We start from the raw sequence: 14,725 nt of genomic DNA, 5'->3' as shown, positions 1-14,725 counted from the left end.
TCGCCAATTTACTGATCGGATAGGAGGCTCGGCCATTTTGACTTGTTTATGCGGTCCCTTGCTTGGAGAGGTTATAGCGGGAGGCAGGACGGCTGGTCTGTGACGCGGAAAGCAATTTAAGCCTTGCGGTCTCGTAGTCGGAAAATAGCTGAATATCCTCGACGGAAGTCAACGTAACCGACTCCCCTAGAGCCAGTCCCGCCATCGACGCGTCTACGCAATCGCCAGCGGTCATGACCGTGTCGGGATCGAGGTTGGATAGAGGAACTCCTGAAATATCCCAAATATCGGTGGCCGTTGCTGCCGGAGCGACAAGCTGAACGACGATTCCGGTTCCAGCTAGCTCTTCCTGTAGGCCGCGGGTGAAGTTCGTCACGTAACCCTTCGTACCGCTATAGATAGCGCTGATCGGAAGGCTGTGAAAGCCGAGAACTGATCCGACATTTACGATCGTTCCGGAGCTAAGTCTACGAAACCTTTCCAAGACAGCGACTGTCAACCTGGTCAAGGCGGTGACGTTCACGTTGATCATTGCAGACTCATCAGAGGCCTTCGATCCGGATAGCGGCCCAAGAGTAGACGTACCAGCATTATTAACCAGACACGTGATGGCCTCGTCCTCGCCGAGTCGTGTTGCCACACGATCGAGATCGCGGGCCTCCCCAAGATCAGCAACTAACACTTCCGCGCGGATTGGGTATTGGGCCTCAAGTTCGGTGGCCAACTCCGCAAGGCGATCCGCTCTCCTCGCCACCAAGAGCAGGTCATATCCCCGCCTCGCGAGGCGGTCTGCGTAAATTCGTCCCAATCCTGCGGAGGCTCCAGTGACGACTGCAGTACCCCGCATTGCTTTGTTCCTGAGATCCATTCCCTAACTCCCTATCCGCTCGAATGTAAACACCATGAGTCCATACATGAACCACGTGCCTTCACATATTGAAGCGCATACCTTCAAAATGTCAAACTTCAAAAGACTCCCGCTCTTGCTGATGCAGCAGAGTCAAGCCTTAAGCAGCAAACTTAACCGTGCAAGGTCGCAGCCATTGTGATCTCACACGTGAGAATTCGGGATATGCTGCAGTGAGCCCGAGCCCGCTCTGAGCAGTCAGCGAACTGTTGTTCTGAAGCGCCTGCCACTTTGGCCTCGACAGTAATATGCGAGCGCGCAATGCTAGGTCGGTTGTGTTCGTCCTGCTCCACAATGATCTCTACCCGCGTAATAATGCTGTCGGCTGTCAGACCGATCATTCCGAAGTTGTTTGCCAATGCCTGATTGAAACAACCAGCATGCGCTGCGGCGAGCAACTCTTCGGGATTGGCGCCTGGAGCTCCCTCGAACCGGCTTGCATAACTAAATGGCTGTTGCTTCACCGTAGGGGTCTTGGTTGCGATGCTACCGCTTCCCTCTTTCCAGGTGCCGATCCAATTTGAATATGCTTCCGCTTTCATAGAACCACTTCCCTTCCTTGGCTATCTCTGATAGATCGACGTGCCTTGAGTCAGATCGGGCGCCGTTGCGCGGGCCGGTCACAGTCCGCATTGAGCGATTATGCCTATGAAAATCTGCAGCTGGTTTGCTAAATCCGACGTCCTTTGCCATTTATCTTCATTATATGAAGACACTAGGAACCGGCTGGCGTTTGAGCGTAATCTGATCCAACTGCTCCCCTTCCTCCGGAAAGAACGAGGTTGAGAACACATGGAGAAAACAAATGAAGAACAAACTATTAAGCGTCCCAGCTATTCGGCTATTTCTGACTCTGGCGCTCGCGGTTGGGACTGTAACGGTTCGATCGCAAACCGACACCCAAAACGTGAAGAGCAACGTCGTTCTGGTTCACGGCGCCTTTGCTGATGGGAGCAGCTGGGCAAAATTGATTCCGATCCTTCAATCAAAGGGCTACAACGTGGTTGCTGTTCAACTTCCCTTGACTTCATTTTGTGGAGATGTGGCCACGGTTCGACGGGAAATAGCCAGAACAAGTGGTCCAGTAATTTTGGTCGGGCATTCCTACGGAGGGGCGGTTATTACCGAGGCTGGTTCCGATCCCCGTGTTGACTCACTGGTTTACGTCGCGGCCTTCGCACCCGATAAGGGGGAGTCGGCTCTCTCGCTATCTCAAGCCGCTCCCGCTCCGACCAGCGACGAGCTAAGACCTGACTCGAAAGGTTTTCTGAAGTTGACCGACCGAGGGATCAAAGGAGATTTAGCCCCGGATCTATCGCTCGAAGAAGTTGCCCTTCTGACAGCGGCGCAAGCGCCTACATCCGCTGATGCACTCAGCGCTCTGATCACCAACCCGGCCTGGAAGAATAAGCCATCCTGGTACATCATCGCGGCCAACGATCGCGCGATAGCTCCCACATCCGAGCGATCGATGGCGGTGAGAATCGGAGCCTCGACGAGTACTGTTCCCTCGTCGCATGTCGTGATGCTCAGTCACCCTAAAGAGGTAGCCGCGGTTATCGACGCTGCTGGGCAGTTGCAGAAGCACTAGCTGAGAACTCGCCCCCCATTCGTACATAGGAGTTCAATTGTCGTTTTTTCTTCATCATTTTTGGCCTGTAACAGCACGAACTCTCATCTTGGGCTCACCTTTACCGGCTGATGTCCCAACAGCCAACGATTCACATCTATGGAGAAGATCCCTTGCTTGCAAAAACTGTTCGCGCCGGACTAGCCGCGACTCTTCTGTTCCCGTTGGGCGGTCAATGCGTCGCTCAACATACATTGAAAAAATCCGCTCCCGGTAACGCTATTTCAGACTCAGATCTCGTGAAGACGCTACCCGGATTCCAGAATGAAAGCGTCGAAGTGAATGGCGTCCGGCTCCACTATGTTGCAGGCGGTCACGGGTCTCCCATCCTCCTACTCCCGGGGTGGCCCGAGACCTGGTGGGCGTACCGCAAGATCATGCCCAGGCTGGCAAAGGATCATCGGGTGCTATCGATAGACTTGAGAGGCATGGGCAGCTCAAGCCGGCCTGCCGATGGTTACGACAAGAAGACGATGGCCAACGACATCGCGCAATTGCTCGTAAAGCTTCAGTACGACAAGGCAATTGTGGTTGGCCACGACATTGGAGCCATGGTCGCGTTCAGTCTGGCAGAGAATCACCCTGACCAAGTGGAAAAGTTGGTCATGCTTGACAGCTCACACCCATCTCCGGCTTACCTCTCCCTCGCCCTCTTGCCCTCTCCCGGAACTTTTGGGGAAAAGGTTGACGACGATCACCCCTATTTCTGGTGGTTTGCATTTCATCAGGTGAAGGGATTGCCAGAGCAATTGCTTGAGGGCCGGGCTGGGCTGGAGCAAGAATGGTTCTTTCATTACATGCTGAAGGACGAGAGTTCTATTACGCCCAAAGACCGAGCGGTGTATGCGGCGGCCTACTCGAGCCGAGACTCGATTCGCGCGAGTAACGCCTGGTACCAGGCGTTCGATCAAGACATCAAGGACTACGCCTCGTATCAAACACTGTCCATGCCGGTCCTGGGGGTTGGCGGCCCGTCTTACACTCGGCTCAAAGCGCTACTCGACTTGAAGGCTCCTGGATCTCTGACGGTTCGTGTGGCCGGTAGTGGCCATTTCATAGCTGAGGAAAAGCCGCTGGAACTTCTGGGATTTCTAGATAAGTTTCTGAAGCCCTAGATTCTCGCTCCTACAGCGGTCACCGACGTGCTTTCGCGTTGTTCATCAGAACAATGACGCTGATGACCGATGAAAAGGATCTGATTGGAGGATCCAATTGAACACAACTATGGACACGCAGGAGACAACTGCCCAGAGCGTGCGCTGGCAGCGCTCAGCGACCCTCTTGGCACTCACCTTCGCCGTCTGTGCCGAATACTGGACAACCGCGAGCGTCAGCTTGACGCTTACGGACCTCGGAGGCACGCTTGGCGCGTCAAGCGATGAGGCGAGTTGGGCCCTTACGATATACACGACCGCCTTTGCCGTGGGTGTGGCATTGTCGCACCGCCTGTCCGTGTTCTTCGGCAACCGGAAATATCTTGCGACCTGTTCGGTTTTGTATGGACTCGCGTCGATCGGATGTGCCCTGAGCCCGAATCTGCCAGTTTTTCTTCTATTCCGCGCGATACAGGGTTTCGCAGGCGGTGCATTTCTTGTGCGAACCTTCGTATTTTTCACTCAACGCATCGAACTCGAACACCGTGCCGCGGTCGCAGTCTCTTTTTTCATAGAGATCATGATCGTTGGCCGTATCGTTTCCTACATCGTATCGGGTTGGCTTGCCGACAGCATCACTTGGCGGCTGGAGTTTGTCTTTCCCGCCCTGTTCTCATTCGTCGCAGCCGGCTTGTTCCTCGGATTCACTCCCGACTATTGGAGACAGGCCGACAACACTGGCGAGGCAATCGATTTCAAGGGCATCATCTTCTTGGCCGTTGGCGCGGCAGCACTCCAGACCGCGTTGAGCAGGGGTGCCATTGACGACTGGTTCGGATCAACTTTTATAGGAACCTCCTTTGTCTTGGGCGTCGTCGGAAATACGATGTTCGTGCTGTGGCAGCTTTCTTCCTGGAACAAAGCGCCTCTTCTCGACCTCCACTACATGAAGGAGAGGACTGTCTACGCAGGTGGGACCGTCAGTTTTGTACTAGGAATACTGCTCTCCGGTAGCCTCTATGTGATTCCCCAGTACCTGCGAACCGTGGAGTCTCATTCAGCGCTACAAACTGGAGTACTGCTCGGTGTTAGTTCGGCCGGAGCGGCGATCGCTGTGCTCCTGTTTCGATACGGCCAACCCCTCATAAAACGGCTGGGAAGCCGGTCAATCATTGCCACGGCATTTCTTACCTCAATGACCTCTGAGTTTATGTTCGGCCACTTCCTGACGCCGGATACGCCCGACTACGTTCTTTGGATACCACTCTTCCTAAACGGTGTTTTTATCGCCTTCTCGACGAGCAGCCTTGGGGGTGCGGCCTTTGCCCTGGTAATTGAGCAAGAGACCTCGAGTGCACGAGCCATCTTTTACGGCCTTCGACAATTCGGAACATCAGTCGGGGTGACGCTGGCAATTGTCATGATCGATCGACGTTCCGCACTGCACTCCGGCCGGTTGTTGGAGGGATTCTTTGGTCGTAGCCTTCCACTTGTCTCTCAGAGCTTGGACTTCTCACCAGAAGCGCTAAAGGGACTGGAGCTCTTGGTGAGAAAGCAGAGTCTAGTCCTGTCTTTCGCCGACATCTTCAACGTTATGGGTGTCCTCGCAGGTCTCTCACTGTTAGTGATCCCATTGCTTCCCTCCCTGAAGCCCGCGTTGCCTTCGGGCGCACCCCAAACGATTCCTCTTGCACCCCAACTTTCAACCGCCCGGGCGCAAGAGCCTGCCTGAAGCAGGATCTTGCGTTTACGCTCTCACGGCCGTGAAGTTTCCCACAGTCATGGCTCCACACTCGCATCTGAGGCAATCACACCCGTTGTTGGAGACTCTCTCATGGAAAATATCGACACAAAACTGACGCCATCAGACTTCGTAGTCATCACCTGCAACTGCCATATACGTCGCCCCATCGCCGGCGCTTGGCAAAGGATCGGTGGGTTTGATGATGCCGGGACGTTCCTGAATATAGCCTGTGAACTCATCTCGGACGTCGACGGACTCGGCGGTGTTCGCAAGGTCGCGAACTCAATCCTCGAGGTGATGGTGGGACAAAGCGAGTATTCCTACTCATACGCGCAAATTTCTGGGCCCATGGCTCATCTCACCTATCATGGCTGTGTGTCGCTGGCGGCGGACGGCACCGATTCGTGTCGCCTTACTTACTCAATCGTCTACGATCAGACGAAGTTGCAGGAAAACGAAAGAGCGGCCCAGGTTCAGCGAATAAGCCAGCGCTTTCAAGGCGCGGCAGATGCCATGAAGCTGGCAGCTGAGAACGATATTTCTTCAGACGGCATCGCCGAATAGGCGCGTCCATCTTCGATCGCCTCATCCGACGTTCATCACTGGCACTACTAGAGAGATGCCACCTCACGAACGAGTATCGCTGACTCAAGCATCACGCCACTTCATAATCTGAAAGCTAATCGAAGAGGAGAGTGATCCGACCTTTGCCAAATCTGTCGAAGCCCTCCACCATGAAGGCGCTAGTTTAGGCTGTGGTGATACCACAACCTAAATATCACGATCGGACAAAGTGATTGACCAAGCCTGCTTCGACCTTCCATTCTCCGGAAACACCTTTTTAATGATGCGAACCGGAGAATCAAGATGAATAGGTCGAGAAGACTCTAGATGAAGGCGCGGAGGTTGGTTTCCGCGAGATCCACGAGTTCATCGCCGCGGTGATTTAGGATCGCCTTGACCATATATAGCCCGAAGCCTTTGGCTTGCTCGAGAGAGATGGTTGGAGGCATGGAGAGTTCTTGCTTCGCCACCTGGACGGCAACCAGCGCTGGACCCGGATGCGCAAGAGCCGCCGCTACGGCGGATTCGAGCTCGTCGGGAGAGTCGACGTTGCGGGCAAAAATGCCACAGGCGTCGGCTAATTTTGCAAAGTCGGGATTGACGAGATCGGTGCCGAAGCTGATGATCCCCACTGCTTTCATTTCAAGTTCGACGAAGCTGAGGGCGTTGTTCTGAAAAACAATGATTTTGACAGGAGCGTTGAGCTGCTTGAGAGAGAGCATCTCGCCCATGAGCATAGCGAGTCCTCCATCCCCTGACATGGAAATGACTTGGCGATTCGGGAAAGCCATCTGGGCACCGATGGCCTGCGGCAACGCATTGGCCATGGAGCCATGATTGAACGAACCGATAAGGCGTCGCTGCCCATTCATGCGGAGATATCGAGCAGCCCAAACGGTTGGCGTACCAACATCGCAGGTGAACACGGCGTCGGGTGAGGCGAGTTTGTCGAGAATGGCCGTCAGGTGTTGCGGATGGATGATCTGCTTTCCGGGCTCACCGGTCGCCAGTTCGTCGAGCCCTTTGCGCGCTTGCTTGAAGTGAGATTGAGCATGCTCGAGATGAGTCGCGTCAGTCTTGATCGCTAGCAGCGGAATCAGAGCACGGAGAGTGTCGCGGACTGTGCCGACGAGGCCGAGGTCGACCGAAGTTCGTCGACCGATGTGCTCACCACGAAGATCGATCTGAATAACCTTGGCATCTGATGGGAAGAAAGGGGTGTAAGGGAAGTCTGTGCCGACCATGAGCAAAAGATCACAGTGCTGCATGGCGTAATGCCCAGAAGTGAAGCCAATGAGTCCCGTCATTCCGACATCGTACGGATTGTCGTAGTCTATGTATTCTTTGCCGCGGAGCGCATGAACGATCGGGGCCTTCGTGGCCTCTGCGAGGGCAAGCAACTCGCTGTGTGCTTCAGCGCAACCGGCACCGCCGAGGATCGTGATCCGGGACGCGGCAGAGATCATCTGAGCTGCGAGTGACAGGACAGCTGGCTCCGGAGTGACGATGGGCTGCAGTGGCTTTACGGCCTCGAGGGCAAGTGGAATCCGAGCAAGGACCGCTTCTTCGAGAGCCGTGTCCCCGGAGAGAATGATTACCGCTACACCCTGCTTCGCAATGGCGGTGCGAATGGCGATCTCAAGAACGCGAGGCATTTGGCTCGGATGAGAGATGGTCTCGCAATAAAAGCTGCAATCCTTGAAGATATGGTCCGGTTTCGTCTCTTGGAAGTAGTCGCTGCCAATCTCCCTGGTAGGGATCTGAGCGGCAATAGCTAGGACGGGGACACGGCTGCGCTGGCAGTCATAGAGACCATTGATGAGATGGGTGTTGCCGGGGCCGCAGGAGCCCGCGCAGACGGCGAGGGTGCCGGTAAGGTGTGCATCTGCACCAGCGGCGAAGGCGGCAGCTTCCTCATTGCGAGTGTGAACCCAGTCAATCGATGGGTGGGTCCGGATCGAGTCGGTGATGGCGTTGAGCGAATCGCCGGGGACACCGTAGACGCGACGCACACCGATGTTCGCAAGGGTTTCGACGATGATGTTGGCGATTGTGGACTTCGGCATAAAAAATGTTTTCCTCGAGAAGGCGGGCGAGTAAGGGTGAAGTAACGATGCTACGTCTGCATATGTTCAATATGCCGAAGCCGCCGGCGGATTTCCGGACGATCTTTGACACGAATAGATCCTATTTCATCGTGCGACACTCGATGATAACCGGCCAAGGTCGACCTCGAACTTTGATGCAGCTGAACCTGACCCGTCACCCCGAATCAGCACCTAGCTCCGGGTCGCTTCGAACAGGAACCAACCGCGTCGCTGCGAGTCGTCGATGAAGTTCTCTAGCAAACTCGCTGTAGCGAGATCCCCGGCCTCATCGCACAATGCGTGAACCGCGCGCATCGCCAAAACGAGATTCTTCTCATCTTCATGCAACTCACTCAGCATATTCTTTGGCGTGACGTACTCAACGTCATTATCAGAAAGCCGGCTAAGGCGAGCAATCTGACCAATGGACCGGATCGTTGTGCCACCAAGTTTCCGCACGCGCTCCGCTACATCATCTGTGATGGCAAACAACTGGTCGCCGTGATCGTCTAGCAAGAGATGGTAATCGCGGAAGTGGGGTCCACTCATATGCCAGTGAAAATTCTTGGTCTTTAGATAGAGAGTAAACACGTCCGCGAGGAGGACGTTCAGTGCATCTGTAATTTCAACAACCGATTCTTTGTCGAGATCGGATGGTACAGCGAGCGGGGCCTTCTGGCGTTCGATCAGCTCTGTCCTTGTCGTCATCTCATCGGTCCTTTCATCATGAAGCGTCTCGTGTAGGGAGATTTCGCGGGATTCTGGAAAAGAAATGCCTGCGCCGTCTTGAGTGCGAAAAGACGTCGCAGGCAGGGCTGTGCTATTTGGAAGCTTGCTTCTTCTTGAGTGCCTTTGCTTCCATGCTCTTTGCGAACAATGGCGTCTCCTGTGCGTTGTGTGCGGATGAGGCAGTGTCCTGTGCCTTCTGAGCAACTTCGAACGGAACACCGCTCTTACCAAGATGATCCCAGTATTCCGGGGTCGTTTTGCCGATGACGTGGTTCGTGAGTTCGCAGCTATTTGCATCAATCGCCTTGACGCTGAGCTCCCACACGACGCCCGACTTGGTACGACCGCCGGGACCAATCACATCCGACGTTGACAGAAGACGGACATGATGCGGTTCACCAATGTCTTCGACGTAGTGCTGAACCATCAGATTGCCGCCGATAGTCTCAACGTTCAAGGACATCCGGCGTCCGTCGTCGCTGGTGGTGAAGCCAGCCGCAATGTGCGCCGGGGAACAACGCACATACTCGGCGTCCGGCAAGGTAAATACCCAGTCAGCGATATCCACGAACTCGATCGGTGCGTTAATGACGGCGGTGGACCTGGATTCCGTAATGATTGTTTCTTTCAAGATGAACTCCTTCTGAGGCGCGTGTTTGAAATGTGAAGGTTAGGCAGCACGAATCAGGCATACGATTCAGCATCGAGGCAAAGCTTTCTTACTTGCCGCCGTTCGCCGCTCGTTCGATTACTTCAGCCACTTCCTTCGGATGAGCGAGTATGACGAGGTGGGAGGCGGGCACGGAGCTTACTTGCGCGTTGCTACGCTGTGCCATAAACTGTTGTGCCTGGAACGGGATAACGCGATCTTTCAGAGTGATGAGCGTCCACGACGGCTTGGTCTTCCAGGCGACCTCAGTTACGGGAGCACCAAGGGCATTCGGCCCCGAAGTTGGTCCCTGAGTCGCAAGCAGTACCTCCTTCTCGGACTCTGAAAGCTCCTCAGCGAAGTCTTCGTAAATTCCCTGCTTAGTGATCTTGGTGAACCCGTTGCTGTCCGGCTGAATCTGCGCCACGGCAGGCGAAGGGACAGGTGAAGTCTTAGTCAATCCGAGAACGGACTCACCGGCGTCCGGAGCAAAGGCCGCGATATAGACAAGGCCCTTCACCTTCGGGTCGTTTCCCGCCTGGGTGATCACAACGCCGCCGTAGGAGTGACCAACCAGAATCGCTGGGCCATCAATCAGAGCCAGCGCCCGGGAAGTGGCGGCGACGTCATCAGCAAGGGAGCTAAGAGGAATCTGGACGGAGACAACATGTAGCCCCTTTGCTTCGAGAAGCGGAATGACCTTGGACCAGCTCGATCCATCCACCCATGCTCCATGAACGAGGACGACATTCTTCACCGAGACAGCTGCTGCAGTCTGAGCTGCAGCAACAGATCCTGTACCTGTCGCTGCTAGACCAACTGCGAGAGCTGCACTTTGCAAGTTTCGCGATATAGACATTTGTATCGGACCCTTTCTGTTAGGGTTCCAGGCGGTCGACACGTCGCTGGTGTCGCGTCTGTCACATGTTTGTGTTTCCCGTGGGAAGTAAGAGGGCGGGTCCACATGGAAACCATCTGGACCCGGCTTCCTGCGTTTCTTATGCCTTTGCTGTAACCTGCAAAGCTTCCAGCAACTCATCAGTCGTCAGTTCACTGTGAGCGAAGAGCTTCGCATTAACACGAGCGGCGACCATGCCCTCCGGATTGAATGCTCCCACGGCGTCCTTGATCAGGGTGACGTGGTAGCCGAGTTCCATGCCCATACGCGCGCTAGACTCCACACAGGAATTGGCGATAAAGCCGACGAAGATCAACTTGTTCCTACCGTGCTGCTTCAACTGCGCATCGAGGTCTGTGCCAGCGAAGCCATTCTGCGCCCAATGCTCCAGTGCAATTACGTCACCCGGCTTTGGACCAAACTCCGGGTGAAATTCTCCACCCCATGCGCCTTCTTCAAAGCACTTCTTGCGGAATGTATCCTGCTGAGTTGGGTTGACCGCCGCCCAGTCCGCGAAATCGGTAGGGCGCGTGCGATGGTGAGGAACGATGAATACCTTGATCCCGGCAGCGCGGACAGCAGGGATCAATTTGCGCATGTTCTCGTAGAACGAAACCGAGTCAGCTTGAGGCTTGGTGATGTCGTAGAGCTTTCCGCCCTCGGACATGAAGTCGTTGTATGGATCGACAATGAGGAGAGCAGTCGAATCCTTCGCATAAAATGACATAGTGATCAGATCCTCCGGGTGATAGTGTATTCACAATATGAAGACACAAAGAATGGATGTGTAGGTCGCCGAAAAGGTTCGGTCCAAATTTGAGATAACTGTCAATATTCTTTGTGCGCGAGAATGTGCAAATACGTGAATCAACGGGCTCGCTAGAAACTTTCTCCCAGCGACAATTGGCATTTTCCCACCGCTAAGGGCGGATTAACATGAACAATAATGCTTGCGGGAGGTCGAGAAAAACCTCTTCCAAGACGCAAGGAGTACTTCTTTCGAAGGGGATGGATCGCTATTGCTACAGATCAGCCTCCCCTGCGGCACCAAAGAACGGAAACTTATGCCAGCGTGTCTTGCCGAAGAGCTTCAGGGCTACCCGGCGAGGGCCACTTGCGGAATATGCGATTTGTGAAGGCACTACGAGTTCTACTTCGCAACCAGATCCGGTTCTATTCCAAACCTTGAACTGCGAGCCCATCTTCTGTGCCCGTTCAATCATTCCGGATAGCCCCCAGTGACCAACACACCCACCGGAAGTCAGTGTTACCTCTGGAATTCCTTGGCCGTCATCCCGAATCCTTAGCCGAATCCATTTCGGATGAAACGTAATCTCCATCTCGATTGCCGTTCCCTTACTGTGCCGAAAAGCATTGAGCAACGCTTCCCTGCCGATGAGATAGATCTCCTCTCGCACTTGGGGGGGTAAGGCTCACCGTCGTTCCGTCCACAATCGCCTTGAAGGAGATCGAGTACTCGCGGGACATTTGCTCAGCAGCGGCCCCTAAGGCTTCTGGAAGCGGGAGCACCTGCTCGGATTCGTAGCGCAGATCGCGGATCCGCTCACGGCTTTCAATCATCAGAGCGTCGGCCTTATCAAGTGCTTCATTCAGGACGGGACCGGCTATATCCGGAGTTTCGAGCATCTCTGAAACCGCTTGAAACCGAAACATTAAGCCATGAAATCCTTGCAAGAGCGTGTCGTGAAGTTCCCGTGCGATGCGTTCACGTTCCTGGAGTCGTGCTGACAGGCGCCCCCTAACTTCGGATCGAGACCTCTCCATTTGTGCATGGAACAGGAGCCAAATCACGCCTATGGCGAGGACGAGTAGGAGGCTTCTAAACCACCAGGTCTGGTAGTACGCAGGAAGAACCTGAAAACTGAAATTACTGGGCTTTGGACTCCACATCCCGCCCGGATTCCTTGCTATCACGCTGAAGGTGTATCTGCCGGGCGAAAGCTTGTTGTAGAAGGCTTCGTGGCGGGTTCCGGCTACCTGCCAGTGCTGGTCTACACCTGCCAAACGATATTGAAACTGGACCTCCTCAGGCGCGGCAAAATTAAGCGCGGTGTAATGAATTTCGAGATTAGAAGGATTCGGTCGAAGCTTTCTATTTCCTTGAACTGAAAGCAGCTGGGATGAGGTCATAAGCGTCTCGATCGCGACATCGGGAGGAGGGGTCCCGGCTCTCTTAGAATACTCAGTTGGGTCTATCCAAAACACTCCCTTATTGGTGGCCATCCAGACGAGTCCATCGTCGCTCAGGAGCGCGGTCGGTGCGCGACTCATGTCCCCGTATCCTTCGAATCCATCAGAAGTACTAAAGGTCTGGAACGATACGCGGTAGTTAGTATCCTTCAAGGAACGCTGTATCTCATCTGCCCGAACCAACCCGGCTCCCTTATCCCAGTTGAACCAGACATCTCCCGATGGAAGCTCCACAACCCCGCTGATCCGCTGAAAGTTCTCGCCACCTTCTCCCCTGATGACGTGGAGCTTTCGATCGATCACAAGGCCAAGCTGCTGTAAACCGCCCAACCAGATATGGTCACCGTAAGCTTGTAGATCCCAACTGACGATGGGCTTATCGTGCAACGGGTACTTGGTGGTCCGGCCGTCTCGATATTCGTATAAGGTCTTTGTCCCGGCGATCCATATTGTGCCGGCGGAGTCCGATCCGAAGGCGGGGGAGGTCGAAAGCTCCCGAAGGCCAAGCACGGAGGTCTCGTCTGTCCACTTACCTTCGAAAAACCGGTAAACACCATGCGCTTGGAAAGATACCCACAGCGATCCATCGGCAGCATTCGCCATAGCAAGCGGTCTCGCATCTAGCCACTTTCCCGGCAGCGGCACCTTGTCGAACCGATCGCCATTCTTCTTCCAAACCTCGTCAGACCGTGCTACCCAGATCGTATGATCCGCTGCCTCATGTATGAGTTCAGTATCCGCCTCACGGAGGCTCGGAAATTTGTGAATGCCCCTCGCGTTTAATTTAGCTAAAGGAGTGTCGTGATTCCCTGCATACACCGTTCCATGCTCACTCAAGCCAATAGCGAATTGAGTCTGCCGATTCTGCGGAAAAGGTGCCTTATGAAACGTCTCGGGACTGAAGCGGTCGAGTCCAGAAGTGGTTCCAACCCATATGTTGCCTTCTCGATCTTCGAAGATGCACCAAACAACATCCCAACTCAAACCATCCTCAGGGGTGTAAACGCTCAAGCTTCCATTCCCATGTTTTGATTCCCCGAGTGTCAGCGGCGAGTTTACTCGAATCAATCCGCTCCTCACCGAGAGCCAGAGGGAGCCCTCACGGTCCCCGAGGATGACACCGGTCATCTCGGTCGTCCCTAGCAGACTGACCGGCTTGAGCCGATCGAATCTATGAGTGTTTAGGTGGGCTCCGAAGAAGTGAACAGGATGTTTATCGACATCCTCGGCACCTTCGTAGATTCTGCGCAGGCCGAAGTAGCCCGAATCCCAAAGGATCCCGTCTGGCGTTTGAGCCATCGTGTGCGAGGACTGGCCCGTTAGCGATTCGGCGTCTGAAGAACCGCTCTGGCTCAAGCGAAAGCTGCTCACTCCTCGTGCACGAGAATATAGCGAGCCATCGGTATTCTTGATCCACAAGGTCCCCTTTGAATCCGAGAAGATGTCGGCTGGGGTCACAGTTGGCATCCCGGGAGTTGGAATGACATCGAACTCCCGTTGTCCTTTCAGAGCGCAAACACCTGATTGACCGAGCGCCCACGGGATTCCATCCAGATCTTCCTCCATCTTCGTAGCGGTACCACATGCCTTCGATACCGTATAGGCAGTGATTTGATCATTCGCAAAGCGGCTGATCCCGTAATAGCTCTCGATCCAGAGACCGCCTTTGGATGCGTAAATCCAGCCGTCCGTGGCATCATCTCGATCACACTGGCAAACTGAAGCGAGGGATTCAAAACGGATCCCGTCAAAGCGATAAGGGCCAGCTTTTGTGTGGACCCATATGTAGCCGTCCGTGGTCTGTACGACACCGATCACTTCACCAGGGAGTCCATCAGACGCTCCCCAGGATTTGTGGTGGAGATCTTTGATCTTTGCTGACCGATCCACGGCACCTGCCGGAAGCGAGCTCAGAAGTCCACACAAAAGGCCCCACTTCAATCCGTAAACCAAACTGCCGAGGAAGCCTCGCTTTTTATTCATAGTCACTTCCAATTATGAAGCCAGTCGTGTAAGAATCATAGAGCTGATCACTGGAGGTGGCATATGAATTTACTGTTTCGGCCTTCTCGCACTCGCGATGATGACGCGCCGACGCCCAAATAGCCATCCGTCCACGGAATATGCTCCAGCACCCAACAGGCCGGACGAAGCGAGAACGGAGAGCACGAATGCGATCTCCGCAGCCATGCCACTCCCGCAAATCAGAAAA

The 14,725-nt window shown here is 54.5% G+C and carries 13 protein-coding genes; 4 read left to right on the top strand and 9 right to left on the bottom strand.

Annotated elements, in window-relative coordinates; all coding sequences use genetic code 11:
- Positions 1 to 46: 46 nt before the first annotated feature.
- A complete protein-coding gene (locus tag GRAN_RS21315) occupies positions 47 to 847 on the bottom strand; it encodes an SDR family NAD(P)-dependent oxidoreductase (protein ID WP_206662816.1) in 801 nt (266 codons plus the stop codon).
- A gap of 173 nt (positions 848 to 1,020) precedes the next feature.
- Positions 1,021 to 1,449 carry an OsmC family peroxiredoxin gene (locus GRAN_RS21310; protein WP_128915017.1) on the bottom strand — a complete coding sequence of 143 codons (429 nt, stop codon included), beginning with the start codon at positions 1,447 to 1,449 and terminating at the stop codon, positions 1,021 to 1,023.
- Between the two features lie 263 nt (positions 1,450 to 1,712).
- Between GRAN_RS21310 and GRAN_RS21305 the strand changes: the two genes are divergently transcribed.
- The 4 genes from GRAN_RS21305 to GRAN_RS21290 all read left to right on the top strand — a co-directional run bounded on the left by GRAN_RS21305 (position 1,713) and on the right by GRAN_RS21290 (position 5,939).
- The gene (locus GRAN_RS21305) at positions 1,713 to 2,498 is read left to right on the top strand and encodes an alpha/beta hydrolase (protein WP_128915016.1); all 786 of its coding nucleotides are present in this window, start codon (positions 1,713 to 1,715) and stop codon (positions 2,496 to 2,498) included.
- A 152-nt stretch (positions 2,499 to 2,650) separates the two neighbouring features.
- Positions 2,651 to 3,652 (top strand): alpha/beta fold hydrolase, encoded by a 1,002-nt coding sequence (locus GRAN_RS21300; RefSeq protein WP_206662815.1) that lies wholly within the window; start codon positions 2,651 to 2,653, stop codon positions 3,650 to 3,652.
- Between the two features lie 97 nt (positions 3,653 to 3,749).
- Positions 3,750 to 5,363, top strand: a complete 1,614-nt coding sequence (locus GRAN_RS21295) for an MFS transporter (RefSeq protein ID WP_128915014.1) — start codon at positions 3,750 to 3,752, stop codon at positions 5,361 to 5,363.
- Between the two features lie 102 nt (positions 5,364 to 5,465).
- Positions 5,466 to 5,939: an SRPBCC family protein gene (locus GRAN_RS21290; RefSeq protein ID WP_128915013.1), complete on the top strand. Its 474-nt coding sequence runs from the start codon at positions 5,466 to 5,468 to the stop codon at positions 5,937 to 5,939.
- A gap of 323 nt (positions 5,940 to 6,262) precedes the next feature.
- Here GRAN_RS21290 and poxB read toward each other — a convergent pair whose 3' ends face one another.
- The 7 genes from poxB to GRAN_RS21255 all read right to left on the bottom strand — a co-directional run bounded on the left by poxB (position 6,263) and on the right by GRAN_RS21255 (position 14,496).
- On the bottom strand, positions 6,263 to 8,005 hold the full coding sequence (poxB, locus tag GRAN_RS21285; RefSeq protein ID WP_128915012.1) for a ubiquinone-dependent pyruvate dehydrogenase: 1,743 nt from the start codon (positions 8,003 to 8,005) through the stop codon (positions 6,263 to 6,265).
- Positions 8,006 to 8,218: 213 nt separating this feature from the next.
- Positions 8,219 to 8,734: a Dps family protein gene (locus GRAN_RS21280; RefSeq protein WP_128915011.1), complete on the bottom strand. Its 516-nt coding sequence runs from the start codon at positions 8,732 to 8,734 to the stop codon at positions 8,219 to 8,221.
- Positions 8,735 to 8,846: 112 nt separating this feature from the next.
- Positions 8,847 to 9,386: a hypothetical protein gene (locus tag GRAN_RS21275; protein ID WP_128915010.1), complete on the bottom strand. Its 540-nt coding sequence runs from the start codon at positions 9,384 to 9,386 to the stop codon at positions 8,847 to 8,849.
- Positions 9,387 to 9,474: 88 nt separating this feature from the next.
- Positions 9,475 to 10,161: an alpha/beta hydrolase gene (locus tag GRAN_RS21270; RefSeq protein ID WP_241655054.1), complete on the bottom strand. Its 687-nt coding sequence runs from the start codon at positions 10,159 to 10,161 to the stop codon at positions 9,475 to 9,477.
- Positions 10,162 to 10,402: 241 nt separating this feature from the next.
- Complete coding sequence (locus tag GRAN_RS21265; protein ID WP_192898043.1) at positions 10,403 to 11,029, bottom strand: cysteine hydrolase family protein; 627 nt, start codon at positions 11,027 to 11,029, stop codon at positions 10,403 to 10,405.
- 295 nt (positions 11,030 to 11,324) lie between these two features.
- Entirely contained in the window at positions 11,325 to 11,720 is a 396-nt protein-coding gene (locus GRAN_RS27120; RefSeq protein WP_128915007.1) for a sensor histidine kinase, read from the bottom strand.
- Positions 11,659 to 14,496 (bottom strand): two-component regulator propeller domain-containing protein, encoded by a 2,838-nt coding sequence (locus GRAN_RS21255; RefSeq protein WP_128915006.1) that lies wholly within the window; start codon positions 14,494 to 14,496, stop codon positions 11,659 to 11,661. The genes GRAN_RS27120 and GRAN_RS21255 overlap by 62 nt, the downstream gene beginning before the upstream one ends.
- Between the last annotated feature and the right edge of the window lie 229 nt (positions 14,497 to 14,725).

The organism is Granulicella sibirica (assembly GCF_004115155.1).
Taxonomy (GTDB): Bacteria; Acidobacteriota; Terriglobia; order Terriglobales; family Acidobacteriaceae; genus Edaphobacter; species Edaphobacter sibiricus.
This window is presented reverse-complemented; position numbering and strand designations above follow the sequence as displayed.